This is a genomic window from Nonomuraea sp. NPDC050153 (assembly GCF_044460125.1).
GTDB lineage: Bacteria > Actinomycetota > Actinomycetes > Streptosporangiales > Streptosporangiaceae > Nonomuraea.
Genome location: NZ_JBITJQ010000012.1, coordinates 215,218 through 240,789 on the forward strand (window position 1 = coordinate 215,218; position 25,572 = coordinate 240,789).

General features: G+C 69.7%; 23 protein-coding genes and 1 tRNA gene. 8 read left to right on the forward strand and 16 right to left on the reverse strand.

Annotated features, from left to right (window positions below; all coding sequences use genetic code 11):
- Positions 1–164: 164 nt before the first annotated feature.
- Positions 165–1,376: an MFS transporter gene (locus ACIBQ1_RS28750; protein WP_397282339.1), complete on the forward strand. Its 1,212-nt coding sequence runs from the start codon at positions 165–167 to the stop codon at positions 1,374–1,376.
- Positions 1,377–1,720: 344 nt separating this feature from the next.
- Here ACIBQ1_RS28750 and ACIBQ1_RS28755 read toward each other — a convergent pair.
- A tRNA-Lys gene (locus ACIBQ1_RS28755) sits at positions 1,721–1,794 on the reverse strand.
- A 117-nt stretch (positions 1,795–1,911) separates the two neighbouring features.
- Between ACIBQ1_RS28755 and ACIBQ1_RS28760 the strand changes: the two genes are divergently transcribed.
- A complete protein-coding gene (locus ACIBQ1_RS28760) occupies positions 1,912–2,760 on the forward strand; it encodes an AAA family ATPase (protein WP_397282340.1) in 849 nt (282 codons plus the stop codon).
- Positions 2,744–4,108, forward strand: a complete 1,365-nt coding sequence (locus ACIBQ1_RS28765) for a VWA domain-containing protein (RefSeq protein ID WP_397282341.1) — start codon at positions 2,744–2,746, stop codon at positions 4,106–4,108. Before ACIBQ1_RS28760 ends, ACIBQ1_RS28765 begins: the two co-directional genes overlap by 17 nt.
- A gap of 4 nt (positions 4,109–4,112) precedes the next feature.
- Here ACIBQ1_RS28765 and ACIBQ1_RS28770 read toward each other — a convergent pair whose 3' ends face one another.
- On the reverse strand, positions 4,113–4,880 hold the full coding sequence (locus ACIBQ1_RS28770; protein WP_397282343.1) for a nuclease-related domain-containing protein: 768 nt from the start codon (positions 4,878–4,880) through the stop codon (positions 4,113–4,115).
- A 183-nt stretch (positions 4,881–5,063) separates the two neighbouring features.
- On the opposite strand from ACIBQ1_RS28770, the gene ACIBQ1_RS28775 reads away from it, so the two are divergent.
- Complete coding sequence (locus ACIBQ1_RS28775; protein ID WP_397282345.1) at positions 5,064–5,654, forward strand: TetR/AcrR family transcriptional regulator; 591 nt, start codon at positions 5,064–5,066, stop codon at positions 5,652–5,654.
- Here ACIBQ1_RS28775 and ACIBQ1_RS28780 read toward each other — a convergent pair.
- From ACIBQ1_RS28780 to ACIBQ1_RS28790, 3 genes are read right to left on the reverse strand one after another with little or no spacing between them, the layout of a single operon-like run.
- Entirely contained in the window at positions 5,625–6,683 is a 1,059-nt protein-coding gene (locus ACIBQ1_RS28780; protein ID WP_397282346.1) for an acyl-CoA dehydrogenase family protein, read from the reverse strand. The two genes, ACIBQ1_RS28775 and ACIBQ1_RS28780, sit on opposite strands and share 30 nt — an antisense overlap.
- Positions 6,680–7,843 carry an acyl-CoA dehydrogenase family protein gene (locus tag ACIBQ1_RS28785; RefSeq protein ID WP_397282348.1) on the reverse strand — a complete coding sequence of 388 codons (1,164 nt, stop codon included), beginning with the start codon at positions 7,841–7,843 and terminating at the stop codon, positions 6,680–6,682. Before ACIBQ1_RS28785 ends, ACIBQ1_RS28780 begins: the two co-directional genes overlap by 4 nt.
- Positions 7,840–9,042 carry an acyl-CoA dehydrogenase family protein gene (locus ACIBQ1_RS28790; RefSeq protein WP_397282349.1) on the reverse strand — a complete coding sequence of 401 codons (1,203 nt, stop codon included), beginning with the start codon at positions 9,040–9,042 and terminating at the stop codon, positions 7,840–7,842. The genes ACIBQ1_RS28785 and ACIBQ1_RS28790 overlap by 4 nt, the downstream gene beginning before the upstream one ends.
- 109 nt (positions 9,043–9,151) lie before the next feature.
- Here ACIBQ1_RS28790 and ACIBQ1_RS28795 point away from each other — a divergent pair, with 109 nt between their 5' ends.
- Both ACIBQ1_RS28795 and ACIBQ1_RS28800 read left to right on the forward strand, forming a co-directional pair.
- Positions 9,152–9,727, forward strand: coding sequence for a GNAT family N-acetyltransferase (locus ACIBQ1_RS28795; protein ID WP_397282351.1), 576 nt, complete (start codon positions 9,152–9,154; stop codon positions 9,725–9,727).
- 7 nt (positions 9,728–9,734) lie between these two features.
- Positions 9,735–12,749 (forward strand): hypothetical protein, encoded by a 3,015-nt coding sequence (locus ACIBQ1_RS28800; protein ID WP_397282353.1) that lies wholly within the window; start codon positions 9,735–9,737, stop codon positions 12,747–12,749.
- A 200-nt stretch (positions 12,750–12,949) separates the two neighbouring features.
- Here the strand turns inward: ACIBQ1_RS28800 and ACIBQ1_RS28805 are convergent, their stop codons facing one another.
- Positions 12,950–13,504, reverse strand: coding sequence for a TetR/AcrR family transcriptional regulator (locus ACIBQ1_RS28805; protein WP_397282355.1), 555 nt, complete (start codon positions 13,502–13,504; stop codon positions 12,950–12,952).
- Positions 13,505–13,592: 88 nt separating this feature from the next.
- Between ACIBQ1_RS28805 and ACIBQ1_RS28810 the strand changes: the two genes are divergently transcribed.
- Entirely contained in the window at positions 13,593–14,927 is a 1,335-nt protein-coding gene (locus ACIBQ1_RS28810; RefSeq protein WP_397282357.1) for an FAD-dependent monooxygenase, read from the forward strand.
- A gap of 141 nt (positions 14,928–15,068) precedes the next feature.
- Here the strand turns inward: ACIBQ1_RS28810 and ACIBQ1_RS28815 are convergent, their stop codons facing one another.
- From ACIBQ1_RS28815 to ACIBQ1_RS28850, 8 genes are all read right to left on the reverse strand, one after another.
- Positions 15,069–15,986, reverse strand: a complete 918-nt coding sequence (locus ACIBQ1_RS28815) for a phosphotransferase (RefSeq protein WP_397282359.1) — start codon at positions 15,984–15,986, stop codon at positions 15,069–15,071.
- 300 nt (positions 15,987–16,286) lie between these two features.
- Positions 16,287–17,171, reverse strand: coding sequence for a DMT family transporter (locus ACIBQ1_RS28820; protein WP_397282360.1), 885 nt, complete (start codon positions 17,169–17,171; stop codon positions 16,287–16,289).
- Between the two features lie 274 nt (positions 17,172–17,445).
- Positions 17,446–17,820 carry a VOC family protein gene (locus ACIBQ1_RS28825; protein ID WP_397282362.1) on the reverse strand — a complete coding sequence of 125 codons (375 nt, stop codon included), beginning with the start codon at positions 17,818–17,820 and terminating at the stop codon, positions 17,446–17,448.
- Between the two features lie 59 nt (positions 17,821–17,879).
- Positions 17,880–20,030, reverse strand: coding sequence for an accessory Sec system translocase SecA2 (gene secA2, locus ACIBQ1_RS28830; protein ID WP_397282364.1), 2,151 nt, complete (start codon positions 20,028–20,030; stop codon positions 17,880–17,882).
- A gap of 187 nt (positions 20,031–20,217) precedes the next feature.
- Complete coding sequence (locus ACIBQ1_RS28835) at positions 20,218–21,081, reverse strand: DMT family transporter (RefSeq protein WP_397282366.1); 864 nt, start codon at positions 21,079–21,081, stop codon at positions 20,218–20,220.
- Positions 21,082–21,421: 340 nt separating this feature from the next.
- A complete protein-coding gene (locus ACIBQ1_RS28840) occupies positions 21,422–22,282 on the reverse strand; it encodes an SAM-dependent methyltransferase (RefSeq protein ID WP_397282368.1) in 861 nt (286 codons plus the stop codon).
- A gap of 25 nt (positions 22,283–22,307) precedes the next feature.
- A complete protein-coding gene (locus ACIBQ1_RS28845) occupies positions 22,308–23,393 on the reverse strand; it encodes an acyltransferase family protein (RefSeq protein WP_397282369.1) in 1,086 nt (361 codons plus the stop codon).
- Between the two features lie 160 nt (positions 23,394–23,553).
- Positions 23,554–24,150, reverse strand: coding sequence for a nucleotidyltransferase (locus ACIBQ1_RS28850; protein WP_397282371.1), 597 nt, complete (start codon positions 24,148–24,150; stop codon positions 23,554–23,556).
- A gap of 113 nt (positions 24,151–24,263) precedes the next feature.
- Here ACIBQ1_RS28850 and ACIBQ1_RS28855 point away from each other — a divergent pair, with 113 nt between their 5' ends.
- A complete protein-coding gene (locus tag ACIBQ1_RS28855) occupies positions 24,264–24,413 on the forward strand; it encodes a GPGG-motif small membrane protein (RefSeq protein WP_165959640.1) in 150 nt (49 codons plus the stop codon).
- 126 nt (positions 24,414–24,539) lie between these two features.
- Here the strand turns inward: ACIBQ1_RS28855 and ACIBQ1_RS28860 are convergent, their stop codons facing one another.
- Positions 24,540–25,271, reverse strand: coding sequence for a metallophosphoesterase (locus tag ACIBQ1_RS28860; protein WP_397282372.1), 732 nt, complete (start codon positions 25,269–25,271; stop codon positions 24,540–24,542).
- On the reverse strand, positions 25,264–25,512 hold the full coding sequence (locus ACIBQ1_RS28865; protein WP_355380120.1) for a BON domain-containing protein: 249 nt from the start codon (positions 25,510–25,512) through the stop codon (positions 25,264–25,266). The genes ACIBQ1_RS28860 and ACIBQ1_RS28865 overlap by 8 nt, the downstream gene beginning before the upstream one ends.
- Positions 25,513–25,572: the final 60 nt, after the last annotated feature.

A 25,572-nucleotide genomic window follows, 5' to 3' on the forward strand; every position in this document is an offset into this window, starting at 1 on the left:
GGCTGGATCTTTCGGGTGGATCGCACCCAAGATAATGAAAACCGTTGTCGTTGTCGATATGTTGAAATAGAGGGAATCGAGATGTATGCGTGGCCATACTTAGGTTAGGCTTACCTAAGTGTCAATCCCCTATCTGCCACAGGCGTCCAGGAAGGACCGGATCTGTGCGTAAGGCCATGACTCCACTGCTGGTCGCCGTCGTCGTGCTGTTCTCGGCGCAGCAATTGCTGACCCCGGTTCTGGCGCCGCTGTCGCGCGAGCTCAGCTTGACCGAAACCCAGCTCGGGCTGGTCATCACCACCGCCGCCGCAGCCCTGACCATCGCCAGCCCACTGTGGGGCGGCGCCCTGCGGGTCATCGGATTACGCGCCGTCCTGCTCGCCGGGCTCGGACTGGCCACCATCGGACTGGCCGGGTTCGCCGCGGTCGCGGCGGTCGGGCTGGAAGGTGAGATGTCCCCGGCGACCACCTTCACGCTGATGCTCGTCACTCGGAGCCTGATCTTCGGCGCCGGCATCGCGGCCCTGCCCGTCGCCGCGCTCGCCGTCGCGGGCACCGCCACGACCAGCGAGGCCGACCGCACGCGTGCCACCGGTCTGGTGGGTGCCGCGCAGGGCGTCTCGTTGGTGCTGGGGCCGGCCGGGGGTGGCGCGCTCGCCGTCGCCTCGCTGCTGCTCCCGCTCTACCTGGCTCCGGTGCTCGCCGCCCTGCTCTTGCTCTGGGTGCTGGTGACCGTACGACCGGAGCCGGCAGAGCGGGCCGAGCGCCCGCGCGGCGGCTCGGTGCGGCTGTGGGACGCGCGCCTGTGGCCGTTGTTCGCCACCGGGTTCTTCCTCTACCTGTCGCTCGGCCTGGTTCAGGTGATCGTCGGATTCCTCGTCGCGGATCGGCTGCACCTGGACTCGCAGGCCACGGCGGGTGCCGTCGGCATCGCCCTGTTCACCGCCGGACTGGTGCTCGTCGGCGTGCAGGGTGTCGTGGTACCGGCCCTCGGCTGGCCCGCGCTACGACTCCTGCGCACCGGCACGCCCATAGCCGGGGCTGCCTTCGTGCTCCTCACCTTCGCCCAGAACCTCTTGCTGATCGCCGTGGCCTTCGCCGTGCTCGCGTTCGGGCTCGGGCTGGCTATCCCCGGCTTCACCGCCGCACCCACGCTGCTCGTCGGGCCCGAGCGGCAGGGCGCGATCTCCGGGCTGGTCAACGCCACGGTAGGGGCCACGTTCATCGTCGGCCCGCTTCTGGGCACCGCCCTCTACGAGATCAAGCCCGAGATCCCGATCCTCACCTCACTCGCCGCCTGCGTTGTCGCGCTGGCACTGGTGTGGCTGTCCCCCGCCGCCCGCCACGTCGAAGCACCCGCGACCGAGCCCCTGTAGCCAGGTGCGCCCGGTCTTGCGAACGCGGCCGTAACGGAGCGCCCCGGTTCCGGGCCGCTCCTGCCGCACCGGCGCTCCGAGCAGCTTGATCAACCCTTTGTCTGAAGGAAAGCGCATCTCGGCCCGGAATGCCCACCACACCTTCCGGTTTGGCGTTCTATTGATCGTCTTACGGATCGGACCTGACGAACGGGCCCAAGCCGGGTTCCTGAACGCCCGGCCACGTGCCGGAACCGTGGCGAAGAGCATCCGGCGAGCGACCACGGAAGCACCTCAACGTGGCCGGAGCCCCTCGAAAAGCGAGAAACCCCAGCTCAGCATGCCGAGCTAGGGTTTCTGTGCGGTGCGCCGCCAGGGACTCGAACCCCGGACCCGCTGATTAAGAGTCAGCTGCTCTGACCAACTGAGCTAGCGGCGCTTGCAGAGAGGAATATACAGGTGATCCGCATCCTGGTCGAATCGGTAACAGGCGGGCCTGCCGGACCATCGGGCTAGAATAAAGTTCGGCCCCGGGCTCCGGCAGACAGGATCACCGATGTTCGACTCTCCCGCCGATGTGACGGAACGGCTCGCCGCCGTGGACTACCTCTCCGACGACGCCATCGCCACCTCGGTGTTCCTTGCCGCGGCGCTGGGCAAGCCGCTGCTGGTCGAAGGCCCCGCGGGCGTGGGGAAGACGCAGCTGGCCAAGGCCGTGGCGATGGCGACCGGGGCCGAGCTGATCAGGCTGCAGTGTTACGAGGGGCTCGACGAGGCCAGGGCCCTGTACGAGTGGAACTACAAGAAACAGCTGCTCAGGATCCAGGCCACCAGCGCGGACGACGACATCTTCTCCGAGGAGTTCCTGCTGGAGCGGCCGCTGCTGAAGGCGATCAGGGCCGCCGGCCCCACCGTGCTGCTCATCGACGAGACCGACAAGGCCGACGTCGAGGTCGAGGGGCTGCTGCTGGAGCTGCTGTCCGACTTCCAGATCACGATCCCCGAGCTGGGCACGATCGCCGCCACGCGCCGCCCGTACGTGGTGCTGACCTCCAACGCCACCCGCGAGCTGTCGGAGGCGCTCAAGCGGCGCTGCCTCTACCTGCACCTCGAATACCCCACGCCCGAGCGGGAGCGGGACATCGTGCTCAGCCAGGTGCCGGGCATCCGGGCCGACCTGGCCGAGCGGCTGGCCAGGACGGTGGCCACGCTGCGGGCGCTGGAGCTGAAGAAGGCGCCGTCGGTGGCCGAGACCGTCGACTGGGCCAACACGCTGCTGGCGCTCGGGCGCGACGACCTCGACGAGGCCACCGTGGCGGGCACGCTGGGCGTGGTGCTCAAGCACGCCTCCGACCAGGCGCGGGCGGTCAAGGAGCTGGGGCTGCCGGATGTCGCTGATCGATAGGCATGTCGGGTTCGTGCGGGCGCTGCGCGAGGCCGGGATCCCGGTGTCGGTGGCCGAGGGGCTGGACGCCGCGCACGCGCTGCGGGTGATCGAGCTGAGCGAGCGGGAGTCGCTGCGGGCCGCCTACGCGGCGACGCTGGTCAAGAAGCCCGCCTACCGGCCGGGGTTCGACGTGCTGTTCGACCTGTGGTTCCCGACCTCGACGTCCGGCATGCGCGCCGAACGCGCCGAGCGGCCGATCGACCTGGAGACGGCCCCGGTCGACGAACTGCGCGACCACCTCGCCCGGCTCCTGACCGGCGGCACCGACCAGGAGCTGCGCGAGTTCGCCCAGGCCATGGTGGGGCGCTTCGGCCACCAGCCGGCCGCGACCCCCGGGCGGCAGAGCTGGTTCTCCTACAGCGTCATGCGCGCCCTCTCCCCCGAGACGCTGATGGCCCGCATCCTCCAGAACGTCCTCCAGGGCCAGGAGCGCGGCGGCCTGGCCGAGAAGAACGTCCGCAGGACGGTCTACGACAACACCCGGCGCTTCGAGGAGGCCGTGGCCACCGACGTGCGCCGCCGCATCGCCGAGGACTCGGGGATCGAGCGCATCGCCCGCTCCGCCGTACGCCCTCCGCTCGACCAGATCGACTTCCTCCGCATCACCAAGGCGGATCTGGCCAGGCTGCGCCGCGAGGTCTACCCGCTGGCCAGGCGTCTGGCCACGCGCCTGACGATCAAGCAGCGCAAGGGCCGGCGCGGCCGCCTCGACTTCCGCAGGACCGTGCGGGCCTCGCTGCAGAGCGGTGGCGTGCCGCTGACCACGCACTTCAGGCCGCCGCGGCCGCACAAGCCCGAGCTGGTCATCCTGTGCGACACCAGCGACTCGGTCTCGTCGTTCGCCCACTTCACACTGCTGCTCACGTACGCGCTGAGGGAGCAGTTCACCAAGGTGCGGGCGTTCGGGTTCGTGGACACGGTGGACGAGATCACCAGGTTCTTCGTGCCGGGTGCCGACGTGGTCGAAGCCGTGACCAGGCTGACGAGCGAGGCCGACATGGTGCGCTTCGGGCGTACCAACTACGGGCACTCGCTGGAGCGCTTCGCCGAGCGCTACGGGGACGCCGTCGGGTCCAAGACCTCGCTGCTGATCCTGGGCGACGCCCGCTCCAACTACCAGCCGCCCGCCCTCGACGTGCTCAGATCGCTCGTGGGCCGGTCGCGGCACGCGTACTGGCTCAACCCCGAGCCCACGGCGCAGTGGGACACGGGAGACTCGATCGCGAGCGAGTACGGCACGGTCGTCCCCATGCACGAGTGCCGCAACGTCGCCCAGCTCACCGCCTTCATCGAGACGCTGGCCTGAAGCCTCAGGCGCGGTGCAGCTCCCTGGCCGCGGTGCGGGTCAGCAGCTCGATCTGCTCGGCGTTGAGGACGACCTGCTCGGCCGACTTGATCAGCTTGGCCACCAGCTGCGGCTTGAGCAGCGTCAGCCCTTCGGCGACCACGACGCCGCCCTTGGGCAGCAGCCCGCAGTGGACGGCGAGCAACGGCGTGATCGTCACCGGGATGCGCGTCTCGCGGCTCAGCAGCTCGGCGAATGCCTCGGAGGCCTCCACCAGCGGCTTGGCCGTCTTGGTGCCGTACTTCTCGCCGAAGAACAGCCGGCCGGCGTAGCAGGCGATCTCGGTGTCGGGGCTCCAGGACTCGTTGTCGATGAGCCACACGCCGCCCGGGCCGATCACCAGGTGGTCGATCGACGCCTGGCCGCGGATGGCGCGGCCGTCGAGCACGCTGTAGCCGCGGCGGCCGAGGGACCTGCGCAGCAGCTTCCCGGTGATCGTCTCGCCCTTCCGCGCGCCGCGCCAGACGGCCGTCGCGTGGAAGGAACGCCAGTCGAGCAGCCAGTCACCCGCCGCCACGATCCCGGCCAGGAGCAGGCCGACCAGCGGAGCGGCGCCGCCCAGGTCGAGCCTGAGGGCCAGCGCGACCCCGATCACGAACCCCACGGCGGCCTTGACGTACCGGGACTTGCGCCGGTTGGCGGCGTCCTCACGCCAGAACTTCTCGTACCACCACTGCGGAGAAGACCCTGTGTACTTCTCGTCCGGCTGCACGTAGATAGAGCCACCAGGCACGGCAATCTCCCCCAAACTAGATGTGATTTGCAGGATCTGCCACGCCGAAGATCCCTCGCCAGTCAAGGGATACCCGCTCCCCAACCAAGGCGAGCCTAAGGTGACGCAATTAGTACCCGCAAGACCAGCAAATGACCTCGACCGACCAGTCGGTATGCTAAAGCAGGTGACAAAGGGGGACATGTGAAAGAGGAACCGGTCAGACAGCGACTGCTCGCCGAGGCGACCCGCCTGTTCGCCGAGCGCGGCTTCGAAGGCACCTCCGTCCAGGAGATCGTCGTGGCGGCCGGCGTCACCAAAGGCGCCATGTATCACTACTTCGACTCCAAGGACGACCTGCTGCACGAGATCTACGCCCGGGTCCTGCGCATGCAGATGGAGCGGCTGACGCGGATCGCCGCCGGCCCCGGCGACGTGCGGCGGCGCCTCTACCGGGCCGCGGCCGACGTCGTGGAGACCACGGCCGCGAACCTCGACGACTCCAAGATCTTCTTCAGGTCGATGCATCTGCTCGCCCCGGAGACGCAGAAGAGCGTGCGTGCCGAGCGCCGCCGCTACCACGAGCGCTTCCGCGACCTCGTGGCCGAGGGCCAGCGCGAGGGCGTCTTCAGCGACCGGGTCCCGGCGGAGCTGGTCGTCGACTACTTCTTCGGCTCGGTGCACCACCTGGGCTCGTGGTTCCACGTGGAGGGGCCGCTGACCGGCGCCCAGGTGGGCAGACACTTCGCCGACCTGCTGCTCACCTCACTCGGGGCCGGGCACGTCGACGAGTGAGGCCAGCGCCGCGCGGTGGTCGCCGGGCGTGCCCAGCGCGATCTCCGAGGCCTTGGCGCGCTTGAGATAGAGATGTACGGGGTGCTCCCACGTCATCCCGATCCCTCCGTGGAGCTGCAGGGCCTCTTCGGCCGCGTGCACGGCCACGTCCGCGTTCCACGACTGGGCCACGGCCACGGCGACCCCCGAGCCGTCGGTCGCGGCGCTCCTGGCGGCGGCCCTGGCCCGTACGACGTCCAGCCACAGATCGGCCAGCCGGTGCTTGATCGACTGGAAGGAGCCGATCGGCCGGGCGAACTGGTGGCGCTCCCTGACGTAGGCGAGCGTCGTGTCGAGGCACCATTCGGCCACCCCCAGCTGCTCGGACGCCAGCAGCCCCGCCCCGAACCGCAGCACCTCGGCCAGGTCGCACTCCCCCACGTCCCCGGCCTCGACCCCGTCGAACGTGACGGTCGCGACGGGCCTGGTCCGGTCGAGCGACGGCACGACCTCGACGACCGCGCCCTCTTCCACGGCGTGCAGCCTGCCGCCGACGGGCACCAGCAGCACGTCGGCCACGTCGGCCCCGGCCACCCCGGCGACCGTCCCGGTCAGCCGCCCGTCCTCGATCCGCACAGCCGCGCCCGGCCGGTACGGGGAGGCCGCGAACGGTACGACGAGGGCGGCGGTCTTCCTGCCCTCTGCCAGCTCCGCCAGCAGGGCGCCACCGTTCCCTGGGCCGGTCGGCAGCAGCGCGCGGGTGGCCAGCACCGAGCTGGTGAAGAACGGCACCGGCGCCACTCCCCTGCCCAGCTCCTCCAGGACGACGGCCGCCGCGCTGGCCGACGCCCCGGCTCCGCCGTACTGCTCGGGGATGAGCAGCCCCGCCACCCCGATCTCGCCCGCCAGCGTCTTCCACAGGTCCAGGTCGTAGGGCTCGGACTCGATCCGCTTGAGCACGGCGGCGGGCGGGCAGCGGTCGGCGAGCAGCCCGCGCACCGCGGCCCGCAGCTCCTCCTCGACCTCCGAGTACAGCAAGGTGGTCGTCATCGCGGCAGGTCCTTCCAGGGCACGTCCTTGTCGACGCGGGGCTCTGAGGGCAGGCCGAGCACCCGTTCGGAGATGATGTTGCGCAGGATCTCGGACGTGCCGCCCTCGATCGAGTTGCCCTTGGCCCGCAGGTAGCGGTAGCCGGGGCCGCGGCCGTAGAAGTCGACGTCCTCGGAGCGGCGGAAGGTCCAGTCGTCGTAGCCCAGGTCGCGCCCGAACTCCACCTCGAAGCCCGACAACGCCTGGTTGAGCTTGGCGAACGACAGCTTCATGCCGGACCCCTCCGGCCCCGGCTGGCCGGCGGCGAGCTGCTCGCGCAGGCGCACCCCGGACAGGCGGGTGACCTCCGACTCCACCCAGAGCGACAGCAGCCGCTGGTGCAGCTCGTGGCTGCGCAGCTCGGGGTGGGCGCGCCAGGAGTCGACCACGACGCCGACCATGCCGCCGCCTTGCCGTACGGGGGCGCCGCCGATGGCGACGCGCTCGTTCATCAGCGTGGTCTGCGCGACCCGCCAGCCGTCGCCGACCTCGCCGAGCCGCAGGTCGTCGGGGAGCCGCACGCCGGTCAGGAACACCTCGTTGAACTCGGCCTCACCGGTGATCTGCCGCAGCGGCCGCACCTCGACGCCCGGCGCGTGCATGTCGCAGATGAAGTACGTCATGCCGCGGTGCTTCGGCACGTCCGGGTCGGTACGGGTGACGAGGATGGCCCACCTGGAGTGATGGGCGCCGGACGTCCAGACCTTCTGGCCATCGATGACCCATTCGTCCCCGTCCTTGACGGCGCGGGTCGCGAGTGTGGCCAGGTCGGATCCGGCACCGGGCTCGCTGAAGAGCTGGCACCAGATCTCCTCGCCGGTCCACAGCGGCCGGAGGAAGCGGCGTTTCTGCTCCTCCGTCCCGAACGCCAGGATCGTCGGCGCCGCCATCCCCAGACCGATGCCCTGGACACCGGCGTTGAGCTGCGGCGTACCGGCCAGCTCCCGCTCCACGACCAGCTGCAGCTCCCGCGACACGCCCAGCCCGCCGAGCCCTTCGGGGAACCACACCCAGGCCAGCCCCGCGTCGAACCGCGCCCGCAGGAACTCCAGCCGGTCCCCCTCCGGGTCGTGCTCCGAGAGGAACGCCGCGACCCGCTCCTTGATCTCCGCCTCGTTCACATGTACCTCTTCAGCTCGCGATAGGCCAGGGACCGCTTGTGCACCTCGTCGGGGCCGTCCGCGAGGCGCAGCGACCGGGCGCCCGCCCAGAGCCCCGCCAGCGGGAAGTCCTGCGAGACGCCGCCCGCGCCGTGCACCTGGACGGCCTTGTCCAGGATCCACTCCACGGCGATCGGGGTGGAGATCTTGATGGCCTGGATCTCGGTGTGCGCGCCCTGGTTGCCCACCGTGTCCATGAGCCAGGCGGTCTTGAGCACGAGCAGGCGCAACTGCTCGATCCTGATCCGGGACTCGGCGATCCAGTCCTGGACCACGCCCTGCTGGGCGACGGGCTTGCCGAACGTCGTCCTGGCCAGCGCCCGCCTGCACATGAGCTCGACGGCGCGCTCGGCCATGCCGATCAGGCGCATGCAGTGGTGGATGCGGCCGGGGCCGAGCCGGGCCTGGGCGATGGCGAAGCCGCCGCCCTCCTCGCCGATCAGGTTCTCGACGGGCACGCGTACGTCCTCGAACACGACCTCGGCGTGGCCGCCGTGGTCGGCGTCGGTGTAGCCGAAGACGTGCATGCCGCGCTTGATGTGCAGCCCGGGGGTGTCGCGGGGCACCAGGATCATGCTCTGCTGGCGGTGCTTGGGAGCGTCCGGGTTCGTCTTGCCCATGACGATGAAGATCTTGCAGTTGGGGTTCATCGCGCCGGAGATGAACCACTTGCGGCCGTTGATGACGTACTCGCCGCCGTCGCGTGTGATGGAGGTGGCGATGTTCGTGGCGTCCGAGGAGGCCACGTCGGGCTCGGTCATCGCGAACGCGGAGCGGATCTCCCCGTCGAGCAGCGGCTGCAGCCACTCCTTGCGCTGCCACTCGCTGCCGAACATGGCCAGGACCTCCATGTTCCCCGTGTCGGGGGCGGCGCAGTTGGTGGCCGTCGGGGCGAGGGTGGGACTCCGGCCCATGATCTCCGCCAGCGGCGCGTACTGGAGGTTCGTCAGCCCGGCGCCGTGCTCGCCCGGGAGGAACAGATTCCACAGGCCGCGCTTCCTGGCCTCGTCCTTCAGGTCCTCCATGAGCGGCGGCGGGCTCCAGCCGCTGGTGGCGGCCTGCTCCTCGAAGGCGGGCTCGGCGGGATAGACGCATTCCTCCATGAAGTGGAGCAGTCGTTCGCGCAGGTCCTCGGTGACACTGTCAAAGGCGAAGTCCATGCCAGCGAGCGTACCGACCGGCCGGTATGCGTGTCGACAGGTGGTTCCCCACAAAGAGGTGCAGGTGGCCATAATCAGGACTTCACGGGCACCCCTAGAGTTACCTGCCATGACCGCGAAGCTGCCCGCCCCCGTGGTGCTCGAGAACGGCGTCGTCCGGCTCGAACCGCTCACCCTCGACCACGTTCCCGACCTGTTCGCCGCCTCCGGCGGTGACGAGGAGGTCTGGCGCTGGCTGCCCGCGCCCGCGCCGCGTTCCGAGGAGGAGCTGGGGAAGGTCGCCCTCGGCCTGATGTCCGACGACCACCACGTCCCCTTCGCCGTGGTGCTCAAGGAGAGCGGCCGGGCCGTGGGCTGGACCACGTACGGCGACGTGCCGGGCTTCGACGAGAGCATCGAGATCGGCTGGACGTGGTACGGCCGGTCGGTGTGGCGCACGGCCGTGAACACCGCCTGCAAGCTCCTGCTCATCGACCACGCCTTCGAGTTCGGCTACAACCGCGTCCTGCTCAAGACCGACCACCTCAACCTCCGGTCGCAGAACGCCATCAAGCGCATCGGCGGGGTGCACGAGGGCACGCTGCGACGGCACCGCAAGCGGGCCGACGGCACCTGGCGCGACACGGTCTATTTCGGCATCCTCGAAGAGGAGTGGCCGCAGCACCGGGCCCGCTTGGACCGTTAAGGGGTGTATGACTGATCGGCTGGGGAGCTACTGGCTCGGCGCCCGGCTCGACGGCGGCGGACACGTCATCGTCCGCGAGGCCTACGACGAGTCGGGCATGCGCCATGCGCTGGGAGTGCCCTGCCTGCCGGACGCCGAGGCCCGCGCCAGGCTCGCCACCGCCGCCTCGGCCGCCGGGCGCGTGCGGTCATTGTCGGTCGCCAGGCTTACGGAGGCACGCCTGGACGGCTCGCCGCCCTACCTGGTCAGCGAGTACGTCCCCGGCCCGACGCTGCGGCAGGTCGTGGACCGGCACGGCCCGTACACGGGCGACGCCCTCTACCGCCTGGCCACGGCCGTCGCCACGGCGCTGGCGGCGGCCCACGAGGCGGGCGCGATCCACGGCTCCCTCACCCCCGGCAAGGTCATCCTGGGCGCCGAGGGCCCCCGCCTGGTCGGCCTCGGCTGGAGCCCCTGCCACCCACCACCCCCAGCCCTCCGGGACCCCACCCCGGACACACACCTCCACGAACCCGCCCCGAACACCCGCACACCGAACGCAGCCCCTCACACTCCCACCCCGGACACCACCCCCACGCCGGACAGGGACCCTCGGGACCCCACCCCGCACGCCCACATAGCGGCCCCAGACCTCCACGAACCAACCCCGAACGCCATTGGACGGCCAAGTGCGGCGGAACCTTGGGGACCGGCCCGGGATGTGCACGCCTGGGGACGACTGCTGATCTTCGCCGCCTACGGATCGGACGAGCGATTAGGCCACGGCGAGCGGCTGGACCGCCCGTTACGCGGGCTGGTGGCCGCCGCCCTGCAGCGAGATCCCGAACGCCGCCCGAGCGCCCGCCAGCTCCTGCTCTCCCTCCTCGACGCCCCGCAGTCCCAGCAGGGCCGCCTGCTACCCCCCGAGCCCGTCTCCGACCCGCCGCTGGGCGCCCGCGCCGAAGCCGTGTACGCGCAGCTCAGCCCGGCCGAACAGGACCTGGTGCCGGACGTCTTCCTCCGCCTGGTGGGCCTGGACTCCGACGGCTCCGACACCATCGTCACCACCTCCAGGGCCGACCTGGTCGCCGGCCGTGCCTCCGACGAGGTGACCTCGATCGACGGAGTGCTGGAGGCGTACGGAAAAGAGGGCCTCCTCACCCACCACGCACCACCAGAACCACGCGAAGAGGAGCCGCGGACGCCGCCTGATGGCCCCCCGACCCGGGACGACTCGCTGGCGATCACGTACATGGCACTCCTACGAGCTTGGCCACGGCTGCACGAGTGGCTGGACAGCGAGCGCGACGGACTCGCCGTACACAGGGAGCTGGCACGGGCGACACGGCGATGGGAGGCGGGCGGGCGGCGGGAAGCCGCGCTGTTCCGAGGGGAACCGCTGGACAGAGCGCTGGCATGGGCGGCCAGCGGCCGAAGGCGGGTGACGCTGAGCGCGGGAGAGCAGGCTTTCCTCGACTCTGGGCTTGCAAGGGTACGCAAGAGATCACGCAGACGCTGGACGGTCATGGCGGGGCTGCTGTCGGTGGTGGTGCTGCTCTCCCTGTGGCAGCGGGGCGCGGCCGACGGACGTCTGGACCAGGCGATGGCGAAGGTGGCGGCATCAAGGGCGGAGGCGCTGCGGCCGACGGACCCGGTGACGGCACGCAAGCTGAGCCTCGCCGCGTGGCACCTGGCCCCGATCCCCGAGGCGCGGCGGGCGTTGACGTCGGCGGACTCGGCGGTGGACGTGTTCGCCGACCCGTACGCGGGCCCACGCTCCCTCCACGCCATCAGCGACGACGGCTCCCGCCTCGCCGCGCTCAACGAGGGAACCCTGCGGGTGTACGACATCCCCTCCCGCCGCCGGCTCGCCCAAACGGCCGGCCCGGCCCAGAGCGTACGCGCCATGGCCTGGTCCCCCGACGGCCACACGCTGGCCCTCGTGGGCGTCGACCGCTCCTACCTCTGGGACACCACCTCCGGCGACGGCATCGGACCTCCCTTCGGCCGCGGTCTCGGCGCACCCGGAGAACAATCGGCATGGTTCAGCCCGGGCGGCGGCCTGCTGTTCGCGGCGGCCAGGCTGTCGGGCGAGCGCTGGGCGTGGGACTTGAGGGCCCGACGGGCCACGTTCGTGGGCGAGTACGCGGTAGTGGGCCCCGGGGATCGGGTGGCACTGGTCTTCGCCGGCAAACGCTCAGAAATCCGCCACCGCACCACCAAGCCACCCCACGAGCCATCCCGCCCACCGACCCCAGACCCGCCGCCCACGCCAGCCCCCGAACGACCGGGCATGCCAAACCCCCAGCCGCCACACCCACTGAGCCCGGAACCAACACAGACGCCAAACCCGGAACGACCGCGCACACCAGCCCTCCAGCCGCCACGCCCACCGGGCCCGGAACCAACACAGACGCCAAACCCCGAACCGTCGCACGCACGGGACGGGGATCAGGCCATGCGCGCACTGCATCCGGAGCAGGCCCAGGCCCTCACCCCATCCCAGGAGTCCGCATCCTCAGCGCTGCGGCGACCGCCACCGATACCGCGGCAAACGCCCTCACCCGCACCGTGGCTGGACCGGATGCCGTGGGAGTACACAACGTTCGCCCCCGACGGCGAGCGAGTGGCGATCGCCGAGGAGCGCGGCATCCAGATCTACGACCTCGACGGAGTACCCACACGGTCCACCCGGCTGCGCCCCTCGCCGGGCCACCTGCGCTTCAGCCCGGACGGACAGTTGCTCGTCAGCACGGACAGCGACCGGGTACGGGTCTGGCGGGTCCATGACGGCAACGGCACGCTGGTGGCCGACCGGGCAGTGCCCCCAACCGGCGTCGACCGGGCGGTCCAGGCCGCGTTCACCGGCGACGGACGAAGCCTGCGAGTCCTGGCAGGACGCGGAACCGTGCTGACCATCGAACTGGAACACGGGCCCGCACCTCGGGATCACGCAGCGTACATCTGCTCCCACTACGGCGCCCTCTCCCCGCAGGAGTGGTCCCAGCACCTGCCCGAACTACCGCACCGCAACACCTGCTGACCACACCTGCTGACCACCCAGGCCACCCACCGCCACCCATCGAGAGCCCAACCACCACTGCCCATCGCAACCCAGTCACCGCCGGCCACCGACATCCCAGCCGCCGCCGGCCACCGAAATCCCAGCCACCGACAACCGTCGAGATTCCACCCACCGCCCACGCCTCGCCCCCGGGAGACGGCAGAGCAGCTGGAGAGTCGTCAGCGAAGCATGCCGGCAAGGAGGTCGCGCATGGCCTCGATGAGCTCGTCCAAGCTGGGTGTGGCACCCGCGCCCGCGATGGCGTCGAACATCAGGCCCTCTCCGAACGCCACCAACTGGCGCGCATGCCGCACCGGGTCCCGTGAGCCCAGAGCGGTCAACAGGGCGACAGCCGGGTCACGGAAGCCGCGGCCGGCCTCGTCGTAGATCTTGCGCAGCTCCGGCCGCCGAGTCGCCTCCAGTGCCAGCTCATACCGGGCCAACGTGCGCCGCCGATCCGTCAGCTGGGTGTGCAGCGCCTCCGCCATGACACCCGGCAGGTCCGACAGTTCGAACGAGTCGCTCTTGTACGCCAGGGCCAAAGCCCGCATCTCCAGCTCCGTCAGCCTGGACAGCGTCAACTCCAGCAGGGCAGCGCGGGTGCGAGCCAGGTTGGACGTGGAGCCGGGCGGCAGCCCGGCGGCCTCGTCGACGGCCCGGTGGGTGAGGCCGCGCATGCCCCGTTCGGCCAGCAAGGTGATCGCCGTGTCCGCGACGATCTCTGAGCGCTTCACGGAACCCGATACTACAGCGGTAGTACCCGACCAACTACAGGCGTAGTATGGTGAAACTACAGGCGTAGTGTCGACGATGGAGCATGAGATGCCGGTAGCTGTGGTGATCGGTGGCGGTATCGGTGGGTTGACCAGCGGGATCGCGTTACGCCGCCGAGGATGGGACGTGACCGTACTGGAGCGGGCCGCGAAGATCGACCCCGTCGGCTCGGGGCTGGCCATCGCGGCCAACGCCCTCAAGGCTCTCGACACGCTCGACCTCGGCGATCCCATCCGCAAGCTCTCCAGGCTGCAGGGACAAGCAGGAATACGGAGATGGGACGGGCGCTGGCTCGTGCACACCACGACGGAAGCCGCGGACGCCCGTTACGGGGATTCGGCGGTGGTCATGCTGCGGGCGACGTTGATGGACGTGCTCGTGGATGCGCTGGGGGCCGACCGGTTGCGGCTGGGCACCACGGTCACCGGGGTGGATGCCGAAGGCGGCGTGGTGCGTACGGATGACGGCGATCTCGCGGCCGACCTGATCGTGGCCGCCGACGGCATCCGTTCGAAGACCCGGCAGGCGCTCTTCCCCGAGCACCCCGGTCCGACGTACTCAGGGGTGACGGCCTGGCGCGGCCTCATCCCGCGGGGAGCTCTCACGATCTCGGGCTCGGAGAGCTGGGGCAGGGGGCGTGTGTTCGGCATCACCCCGATGGCCGACGACCTCGTGTACGTGTACGCGACCGACGTACTGCCTGCGGGGACCGTGCTCGGGGACGAGCTGGAGGAACTGCGGCGGAGGTTCGGGGACTGGCACGAGCCGATTCCCACCCTGCTGCGGGCGGCCGATCCCGCGAAGATCATCCGTAACGACATCCACCACCTCCGCACGCCGCTGCCCGCGTACCACAGGGGGAAGGTGGCACTGGTGGGCGACGCCGCGCACGCGATGACCCCGAACCTCGGCCAGGGGGCCTGCCAAGCAATCGAAGACGCAGTCACCCTCGCCCACGTCGCCGGCAACAGCGCCAGCAGCATCAGCAGTGGCAGTGGCAGTCGCAGTCACGGTGGCAGCGTTAACGGCACTGGCAGCGGCACCGACACAGGCACCGATGGCAGCAACGGCGGCCGCGACGGCAACGGCACCGACGGCGGCATCGGCGGGGGCAACAGTACCCGCAGCAGCAGCGGGATCGACCTTGCCGCCTACACCGCCGCCCGCCTGGAGCGCACGACGGACGTAGTACGTCGGTCGATGTCCATCTGCAAGGTGACCCAGCTCCGCAATCCGACGGCCGTATGGGTGCGGGACCTCGGGATGTCACTGGCGGCCAAGCTGAGCCCGGACCTGATGCTGCGGTCCATGGACGATCTCCTGGGCTGGCAACCGCCGACGGCATCTGGGGACGGAGAACACGGCCCAACCCCTCACGCGTAACGCTCGACTTGAGGAATGGCACCTCGCTGCGACGCAGGGCCAAGCGCACAGCCATTGGCAAGGGGTGCGGATCAGCTCGCCTCAAGGGTCGCCGTCCCAGGGCCGTTATCTCCGGCGAATTTCAGGCCCTGATATAGGGAGTTACAACGGGTAACGCGTGATGTCCACGGTGAGGAGATCCGCGAGGAAGGCCGCTTGCCGCGGATTGTCCCAGTCGCCGACCTCGCCCCCGTTGACGGCCGTCCACACTCCCCACTCCAGCAGCATGTACGTGAGAGCGGTCGGCCACAGTTCCCGCTCTCGCACCGTCAACTGCACATGCCCAAGGTAGGCATCGCGGAAGGCGGCCCATTCCAACTCGTCGAACAGCCTCGCCGGACGACCTGGCAGGTCGTTGTGGAACAGCAGCACGGCCAGGGCCAGGTCGAGCAGCCTCGGCGCCCGTTCCCCGTTGTCGGGGTCGACCAGTACGGGTCCGGCCTGGCTGTACACGAGGTTGACGGCCTTGAAGTCCATGGTCACATCGGCCACTGGCAGGTCGGCGTCGCAGATGGCCGGGAGCGTGGTCGCCATGAACGACCGCAGCAGCGGCTCGAACCGACCGAGCACCTCTCCTCGCAGGTCCGGCCTGTAGGCGTTGAGTACCTTGTCAAGGCTCGTCACGTCGTCCGCGACCGACTCCTCGTCGTGATCAGGCCACTCGAAGCAGGGCAGACCGGTTGAGCCTTCGGCGTCACCGGCTACATGCAGGCGCCCCAGCAGGTCGCCGGCGGCGCGTATGTCCACGGGAGAGCCGTCGTAGGTGCGCCCATCGATCCACGGATAGGCGACCCAGTCGTACCCGCCGATCTGACGTGGCCCGGCCAGCGGCGTCACCACTGGCACCCCCACGCCCTCAAGGTGTCGTACCCATCTGCCCATGGCCTCGGGCGAGTGGGTGCGTTTGACGGCGACGGCCGCTCCGCCGATCACACCGCGGAATACAGGTGCGTAGAGATATATCGACTCCTGCGGCTCGATCCCGAACTGTCGGAACACCTCGGAGTAGTCGTTCGCCACAAGCTTCGACCTTAGCGTGGACATAAGCATTTATCCGACGAATTTTGGAGCACCACACTGGTCCGCGCAGGTCGCCGTGGCTGGAAGGCGGGGACGAACTGCCTGGCCCAGCGATCACCGTGACTGAGGGCGAGGCAACCTGGCCAACCCGGAGGCCGCCATAGCTGGAAGGCGGGAGCGAACTGCTTGGTGCGGAGATCGCCGTGACTGAGGGCGGGGCGACCTGGCCAACCCGGAGATCGCTGTAGCTGGAGGGCAGGAGCGAGTTGGGCGGCCTGGGGGGTGTTGTGGCCTTGGAGGTCAGTTGGCCTTGGAGGTTGCGGAGACGGGCCGCGGGGTCGGGTTCGGCTGCGTCGGGGTGGGGCGGGAGTGGTCGGGGGCGAGGCGGCCCAGGGTGATCGTGCCGCCGATGGTGAGTGCGCTGGCCAGGATTGCGGGGATCGCGGTGGAGGGGCTGGTCGGCAGGGGTTCGCCGAGGAGGATCACGCCGGCGAGGACCGAGGTGATGGGGTCGATGACCTGTACGCCGGCGTACGCGATGCCGAAGTAGCCGACCGCGTACGAGCGCTGCAACAGCACCACCGCGCAGACCAGCAGCACCGGTACGGCGAGCGTGAACCAGTGCACCAGCCGGCCCCAGTCCCCCTGCATGCCGCCCCCGACGACCCGGACGAACGTCGACACGCTCGCCGTCACCACGCCCGCGCCCACGGACAGCAGCAACGCCCTGCTCGGCCCGTGCACGCGCGTCGCGATCAGCTGTGTCACCAGGACGATCAGGCCGACCACGGCCAGGAACACGAGTGCGGCGCCGTCACCCAGTCTGGGTGTCACGTTGTGCGACGGCACCAGGAGCATGAGCCAGAGCAGGCCCACGGCCACCGCGATCGAGCCGAAGATCTCCGCTCGGTACGGCTTGCGCCCGTACATGAACGCGGCCAGCGGCACGGCGAACACCAGCGTGGCGACGCTGATCGGCTGGACGGCCACTAACGGGGCGAAGCTCAGCGCCACGGCGTGCAGGCAGGCGCCTGTGAAGCCGATGACGCCGCCGATCCACCAGCGAGGACGCTTGACCAGTTTGAGCGAGGCGCCCTCGGCTACTGCCTCGTACTGTTGCAGGGCCGCGCCGAGCGCATATCCAAGCGCTCCTGCCAGGGCAATTATCAGGCCGAGCCAGGTCATCGGCGCCTGCGCAGGGGCATGGATCCTTCCAAGAGCATTGCTCTAGCTTATGAGGGAACCCAAGCTGGCGAATCATACTTTTGGTGGATCGTTCGGGCAGAGATTGTCCTGGCCTGGACATGTATGTAACGCGTTGTTGCACGTTTGTGGCCTCTGCCGACCGGGCCCGGAACCGGCCGGGGATGGCCAGGACCGGTCGGGAAGGTCAGGGATGGTCAAGGTGGTCAGGAATCGTTGACGTGGTCAGGAACGGCCGGGTCACGAGGGGGCGCGGTCACGAGCGGTCGGGGCAGACGCAGAACAGGTGGCCGGCTGGGTCCTGGAGGACGAGCCAGCCGATGCCGTCCTCCGTGACCCCCGGCTGGAACTCCGGCTTCGTTGCTCCCAGCGCGATGTACTCCTCCGCCGCCTTCTCCACGTCCGCCACCCGGAAGTCCAGGTGGAACTGCTTGTCCGGGCTCGGCCAGGTCACCGGCTTGCGGTCGGGGATCCGGCCGAAGTAGATGCTGGTCGTGCCGTTCCCCACGGCCGCGTACTCGTCCTCCGCGTACTGGATCTCCCAGCCGGTGATCTCGTGGTAGAACTCGGCAAGCTTCTTGGGCTCCGCGCAGTCGAGGGTGACCGCCAGGAGCTTCGCCTTCATCGTCATGAATCCAGCGTTCCAGCCGTACCTGTCATCTTCTGTCAGGTACGGCGAGCGGAATCTGACTAGCCGCGCCGGGTGGCGGCCGTGACGCGCTTGAGGATGCGGTCCCACTCCGTGCCGAACGGGTTGTCCTGCACCAGGTACGTCCAGGTGGCCGTCGGCCGCTTCAGGTCCGGCTCGGGTGCCTCGAAGGACTCCAGCGAGCGCCGTTCCACCTCCGTCAGCAGCGACTTGTACTCCGCCACCGCCTCCCGGTGGAACTCGTCGACGGGGCTCATCCGGCCCAGTGCCCGCAGGTGGATGCCCTCGCGGAGGTCCGTCAGGAACGCCAGGTGCTCGGTCCAGCAGCGGTCGATGGCGTGCAGGACGATCTGGCGGGCGGTCTCGTCCCTGGTGTCCTCGGGCAGGGCCTCCCAGCGTTCGGGGTCGGCGGTGGACAGGGCCTTGGAGGCGGAGTCGCCGTGCAGGACCTTGTCGCGCCACTCCAGGATGAGCTCGCGCTGGTGCTCCAGAAGGCGGGTGTAACGCCACGTGTTGCGGTGGATCTCCAGGTTGACGCCCTCGGCGACGCGCTGGGCGTGGCCGACGAGGTACGCGCCGCGCCGGTGGCGGACGATGCCGTCCGCGTCGGCGGCGGGCGGTCGCTCGTCCGAGACGAACTGCGTGATCAGGTCGTCCTGCGTGCTGACGAAGAAGACCGAGCCGCCCGGGTCGCCCTGGCGGCCGGCGCGCCCGCGGAGCTGGTCGTCGAGGCGGCTGCTGGCATGGCGGCCGGAGCCGATCACGTACAGGCCGCCCAGCTCGGCGACGCCGTCCCCGAGGCGGATGTCGGTGCCGCGCCCGGCCATCTGGGTGGAGACGGTGATGGCGTCGCGCTCCCCCGCCCTGGCGATGATCGCGGCCTCTTCCGCGTCGTTCTTGGCGTTGAGCACGACCGGCTCCATGTCGCGGCGCTGGAGGAGCTTGGCGAGGTTCTCCGACTCGGCGACGTCGAGCGTGCCGATGAGGATCGGCCGGCCGGTGGCGTGGATCTCCTGGATCTCCTCCACCAGGGCGGCGTCCTTGTCGGGGACGGTCGGGTAGATGCGGTCGGGTTCGTCCTCGCGCACGCAGGGGCGGTTGGGCGGGATGACCGCGACCTTGAGGCCATAGAACTCGCCGAGCTGCTCGCTGACCGCCACTGCCGTGCCCGTCATGCCGCAGATCTCCGGGTAGCGGCGGATCAGACCCTGAACGGTGATCGAGTCGAGGATCTCGCCCTTCTCGCTCGGCGGCAGCGCCTCCTTGGCCTCGACGGCCGCCTGCAGGCCGTCCGGCCAGCGCTGGAGCAGCGCCACCCGACCGCGCGAGGGGTTGATCAGCTGGACCTTGCCGTCGCGCACGATGTAGTCGACGTCGCGGGCGAGCAGCGAGTGGGCGTGCAGGGCCAGGTTGAGCTCGATGAGCGTGCCGGGCTCGTGCTCGTCGTAGAGCTCGACGCCGAGGAGGTTCTCGACGCTGTCGGCGCCCTTGGGGGTGAGGTAGACGTTGCGGGCCTGCTCGTCGATCTCGTAGTGGTAGCCGCGTACGAGCTGCCGGACCAGCGCCGCCATCTCCGGCACCGCGTTGCCGGGGTCGGTGGACCCGGCCATCACGAGCGGCACGCGGGCCTCGTCGACCAGCACGGAGTCGGCCTCGTCGATCAGGGCGACCTCGGGCGCGGGCACGATGATCTCGCCGGCGTCCGTGCGGAGCCGGTCGCGCAGCACGTCGAACCCGATCTCGCTGACGGGCCCGTACGTGACGTCCTTCGCGTACGCCTCGCGCCGCTCCTCCGGCGTGGAGTTCTGGCCGATCCAGCCCACGGTGACGCCGAGCGCCTCGTAGAACGGCCCCATCCACTCTGCGTCACGCCTGGCCAGATAGTCGTTGACCGAGATCACGTGAACATGCTTGCCCTGCAACGCGTAACCCGCCGCCGCCATGGCGCCGGACAACGTCTTGCCCTCGCCGGTGGCCATCTCGGCGACCTTCCCGTCGAGGAGGGCAAGCGTGCCGAGCAACTGCACGTCGTACGGCCGCAGGCCCAGCGTCCTGTCGGCGGCCTCGCGCGCGACGGCACAGAACTCGGCCAGATCGTCCATCTTCGGCTCGGGCAGCTCGTCGAGCTTGCCCAGCCGCTCGGCGCGGTCTTCCGCTGCCTTGACAATCTTCTGATAGGGCGTCAGGGGCACCCCACCCGGACGGTCCAGGAGGTTCCTGAGAATTCCCTTTATTGAGGCCACAGTTCCTCCAACGCACGCTTCGCCGACACCGTTCCCTCTTGCAAGGGAGGGGAGCGGAGCGACGTTACGGCCAGCGCCGCCGTACCGGACATTAGCTCATCCGGGGCGCTCTGCCGCCACATCGCTCCTGCCCGAGTCACCCGGATTCAGCCCGTACGGCGAGGACTGTGACGGCGGCCATCAGCAACGCGCACCCCGACCAGGCAAGAGGTGTGAGCTGCTCCCCGAACAGCGCCACACCGAGCAGCGCCGCACCCACCGCCTCGCCGAGCGAGATGATCGACACCGTGGTGGCGCGCAGCGCGGTCAGGGCGCGGAAGAACAGGCCGTACGCGAGCGCGGTCGGCACCGCGCCCAGATAGAGCAGCAGCGCCACGGATGGCAGGCTCACGTTCGGCACCACGCCTTCCACCAGCGCGAACGGCGCCAGGCACACCGCCCCGACCACGAACCCGCCGATCGCCACGCCCTGCGGGTCGTCGTCCCCGTTCCTCCGGGACAGGATCGTGACCCCGGCGTACCCGGCGGCCGAGACCAGGGCGAGGCCGATGCCTGCGGTGGAGGACGTCTGGGACCGCAGTGCGGTCTCGCCGGTGAGGAGGACGAGCCCGGCCAGGGCGGTGACGAGGGCGGCGAGCGCGACGCGGCCCAGTGGCTCGCGGAGGAGGAAACGGCTGCCCAGGGCGGTGAAGACGGGGGTGGCGCCCATGGTCACCACGGTCGCGATCGCCACGCCGGAGTGGGCGATCGCGGCGAAGTACGCGGTCTGGTAGACGGCCATTCCGGCGCCGATGAGCAGGACCCGCCCGTTGAGCACGGCGGGCCTGCGGGTGAGGACGAGGAGGAAGGCGGCGCCGAGAAGGTAGCGCCACAGGGAGACGCCGACGGGGCCGAGGCCGCCGGACTCGAAGAGCAGCGAACCGGCGGCGCCGCCCGTGCCCCAGGCGGTCGCGGCCACGGACACGTAGAAGGTGCCCCGCCGGGCGGAGACATGGGTCATGACAGGAGTGCTCCGGATGGAGTGGTTGGAATGGGCCCGGTGTGCGGGCAGCAACCACCCCCGGATCGGTCAGACCCGGAATCTCAGGGAATGCCGCCCGCTAGAGGGCGGGAGGCGGGGAGCAGATCAAACGTCGATGCACCCGACCACCTTAGCGCGCACGCGACCCACCGCACTTTCGGCCACTGTCCTTTTGAGGGGGACCGCCGCACTTCGGCCGATGTCCCTTGAGGGGACGGCCGTAAAGGGAACGGCCGTCCCAGGCGGGCGGAGACTGGATCGGGCAGGGGGCGGCAGGCCAGGCGGGGGCGGGACAGGAGGGTGGGAGCGGAGGTGGGGGCTAGGGTTTGCGGGCTACGCCGCCCAGCAGGAGTTGCTCCCAGGTGGCCAGCGGGCCGGGGACGCGCTCGTCCGGGTGCCATTCAGGGAAGTGCACCACCCCAGGCTCCACCAGCACGAGCCCGTCGAAGTACGCGGCGATCACGTCCCGGTCGCGGAAGTACCCGGTGCCCATGGTGACGTGGAGCATGGCCTCCAGGGCCTGGGCCTGGGGGTTGGCCGAGGACATCATGTTGGAGGCGGCGAGGTAGCTGCCGCTCGGCAGCGCCGACATGTACCGCCGGACCAGCTCGTGCGGGTCGTCCTGGTCCGGCAGCAGGTGCAGCACGCCGATGATCAGGATCGCCGTGGGCTGGGCCGGGTCGATCAGGCGGCGCAGCGACGGGTGGCCGAGCACGCCGTCCACGTCGCGGACGTCGGCGGTGATGGCGTCGGCGTACGGGTTGCCGTTCAGGATGGCGCGGGCGTGCGGCTCGACCATGGGGTCGTTGTCGACGTACACCACCCTGGCCCTGGGGTCGGCGAAGTGGGCCACCTCGTGCGTGTTCTCCACCGTGGGCAGCCCGGAGCCCAGGTCGATGATCTGCCTGATCCCGGCCTCGCGGATCAGGAAGTCCACGACCCTGCCGATGAAGGCGCGGTTGCACCAGACGAGGTCCACCACCTCGGGCACGGTGTCCCTCAGCTTGCGGGCCACCGAACGGTCGGCGGCGAAGTTCTCCATGCCGCCGAGCAACGCGTCGTGTACGCGGGCCACGCTGGGCTGTGACGGGTCGACTCCGGGAGGAGCCCACTCGTACTCTCCGCTGTGACCCAAACCCGCCGCCCCCTTTGCCCGCTTTGACCTGGATCGTAGTCGCACTTGGCGGCTTAACGGGAAGAACGCGTCAGATTACCGGACGCCCCGCGACGAACACTCCCAGTGACGGGGCCACCGGCCGGCCGGACAGCAGGCGCTTGAACCTGGGCGCCAGCGGCCGCTCCACGAACCTGTGCACCAGGTACGCGGCCCCGCACATGACCACGACGATCGCGACCAGCAGCACGTACTTGTTCACCGCGTCCCCCAGCCGGTTGAAGGCGATGAACCCGATGTGCGCGTGCAGCAGGTAGAGCGGGTACGTGAGCGCGCCGGCCGTCACCAGCCACGGCCTGGCAAGCACGCGGGTGGCGCGCAACGCCACGAGCGTCATGACCAGGAAGACGAGCACGACCACGGCGATGATCACCGTGTGTGAGTAGGACACCGCGTACCGCGAGCCGACGGCGTCGGCGTACCCGATGGCCCGGTAGACCGCGTTGCCCAGGCAGATCGGCACCAGCAGCGCGATCTGGAGGTTCAGCCCGAACTTGTAGAGCATGAACAGGGCCATCCCGGCGATGAAGTAGTGGGAGAACTCCGACTGCACGACCAGGTCGGCGAACCCGGGCAGCAGCCCCGTCTCCACCGCGAACGTCAGCCCCAGCCAGCCCCACAGCCCCGCCATGACCCTGCCGCGCGTCATCCCGATCCAGGTGAACGCCAGGATGAGGAAGTAGAACCGCATCTCGGCCCAGAGCGTCCAGTAGACGACGTCCACGTTCGCGATGTCCGGCACCGCCTGGAACATCGTCAGGTTCGCCAGCACCTGCGGCAGCGTCACCTGGAACAGCCCCTGCCCCAGCGTCACGGTGACCAGGGCGGTGACCGCGATGCCCACCCAGTACGCGGGGTAGAGCCGCACGGCCCGCGACACCAGGAACGAGCGCGGGCTCCTGCCCCACGCGCTCATCAGCACCACGAACCCGCTGATCAGGAAGAAGAGGTCCACGCCCAGGTAGCCGTACTTGGACCAGGAGCTCTCGGCGGCGAAGGCCACCGGGCTCGTGCCGCCGGCCCAGCCGGAGAACGTGTAGTGGAAGAGCACGACGCAGAGCGCCGCCAGCAGCCGGAGGCCGTCGATCTCGTAAAGCCGGTCTGAGCTGGTTCGCATGGGTCCCGCCCCCTCCTGTCATGGAGAGGGTGCGCCCGGCCGCTTGCCGCCCGCCTGCAGGCAAGCGCTTTGCAAGACGTTCAACCGGCCGTGCCCGGGTAGCTGAAGGCGCCGCGACAGGAGGGCCGCACCCTCGCCGGGGTGCGGCCCTCCGCCGGTCTTACGGCCACTTCGGGTCGCCCTTCGGCTCGATCGGGCCCTGCAGCACGTCCAGCCGCTCCAGGAGCGTGATGAACGTCATCGCGTACGGCGAGTCCTGGAGCACGGCGGCCACCCGCGGCCAGTCGACCTGCTCGCGCAGCGCGCGCACCTGGGCCAGCAGCGCCCCGTAGTCGCAGGCGTGCTCCGACAGCGGCAGCAGCCACGAGATGACCAGGTCGGTGGCCTCCAGCACGGGCACGATCACCGCGGACGCCTTCAGCGGCTCGGCCCGGTCCAGCAGCGCGTCGGTGATCGGCTGGTCGGACACCCGGTAGATCAGGTCCACCAGCCGCCCCTCGTCGTACGCCTTGACCAGCCAGTCCTCCGGCGGCTTGGCCGTCTGGAAGCCGAGCCCGCGCAGGGCCTCCAGCGCGGTCGGCACGTCGTGCTCCGCGAGCATGAAGTCCACGTCGTGCAACGACGGAGCGGCGCCTCTCGCGTACGCTGCGCACCCGCCGGCCAGCGCGAACTTGACCCCGGCGTCCTTCAGCCCCGAACTGGCACGCTTGAGCGTGTCCAGGATGGCGTCGGTGACAGCGTGGCCGTGGCTCGTCATGTTTTCGGGCTACCCAAACAAACGTCAACTAGGCGTTGAATATCGGGGTCACTTGCCCATCGACAATGGAAAAAACATGTTATGCGAACCCCCCTGAGGGCAGAGGGATGCCCATGGCTACTTTGCTCTGGATCATCGCGGTAATACTCGTCATCTCCGGGATCTACGTGATCCTGGCCAGGCGCGACCTCCTCTGGGGAATCGTGCTCATCGTCCTCGGCTTCCTCGTCGGGCCTGGCGGAGTAAGCATCTTCAACGTGTAGGTCCGGCGCTCCCGAGGGCATGAGGAGCGTGTGAACAAATATCCGCCGTTGAGCCGCTTGCCTCCTGGCCGCGAAGGTCCTCTAGCCAGGACTCCGCCGGCCAGGACGCCGTCGGCCAGGACGCCGCTAGAACCCGGTGTCGCAGTCAAGGCAGTAGACGGCATAGGCCCGGCCCAGCACCGGCAGCGCCACGTTACGAACCCGGATGCCGCCCGGCGTCATGCCCTTCTCGCTGCCCTTGTGCGCGTGGCCGTGCAGGATCAGGTCGGCGCCCGCCGTGTCGACCGCCTCCGCCAGCAGGTAGCTGCCCAGGAACGGGTAGATCTCGTGCGGCTCGCCCTCCAGGGTCTCCTTGATCGGGGAGTAGTGCGACAGCACGACGCGCTTCTCGGCCACGATCTCCTTCAGCGCGACCTTCCAGGACTCGGCGATGTAGCGGGTGTGGGCGACGAAGTTCTTGATCTCGCGCTCGCCGAACTCGCTGGCGCACTTGCCCGCGAACCCGCCGCCGAAGCCCTTCCCGCCCACCACGCCGAGCTTCCGGTCGCCGCACTGGATGACGGCCCCGTCGTCGTCCAGCACGACGACGCCGGCGTCGCGTAGCTCGCCGGCGATCTCGTACTGCAGGTCGGAGTGGTAGTCGTGGTTGCCGAGCACCGCGACGACGGGGATCGGCAGGCCGCGCAGCTCGTCGGCCACGACCCGCCCCTCCTCCAGCGTGCCGTGCCTGGTCAGGTCCCCGGCCACCAGGAGCACGTCCGCGCGTTCCTCTATGCCCCCCAGTTTCTTGCGGTACTGGCCTCTGTCGTCCTGCCCCAGGTGGATGTCTCCGACGGCCGCGATACGCAGGTCAGTCAAGACGCTCATCCTCCCCCGGCTCGTTCGCCTCCACGACCTTGATCTCGTTGTGCAGGTGGAGCTCGGGCGCGGCCTCGTGCGCCACCTGGCCGAGCCGCTCACGCTGTCCGGTCCCGCTGACCTCGCCGCGCAGGAACAGCTGGTCACCTCGGATGTCGACGCGGATTCCGAGCTCGTGCGTGCGTCCGTCCTCGGCCAGCGCCTGCTGGACGCGGGCCGCGACGTACTGCGGAGCTTCCATCACTCGCCTCCTTCTTCTGTCGCCGCATGCCCCGGGATGAACACCTCAAACGGCATAAAT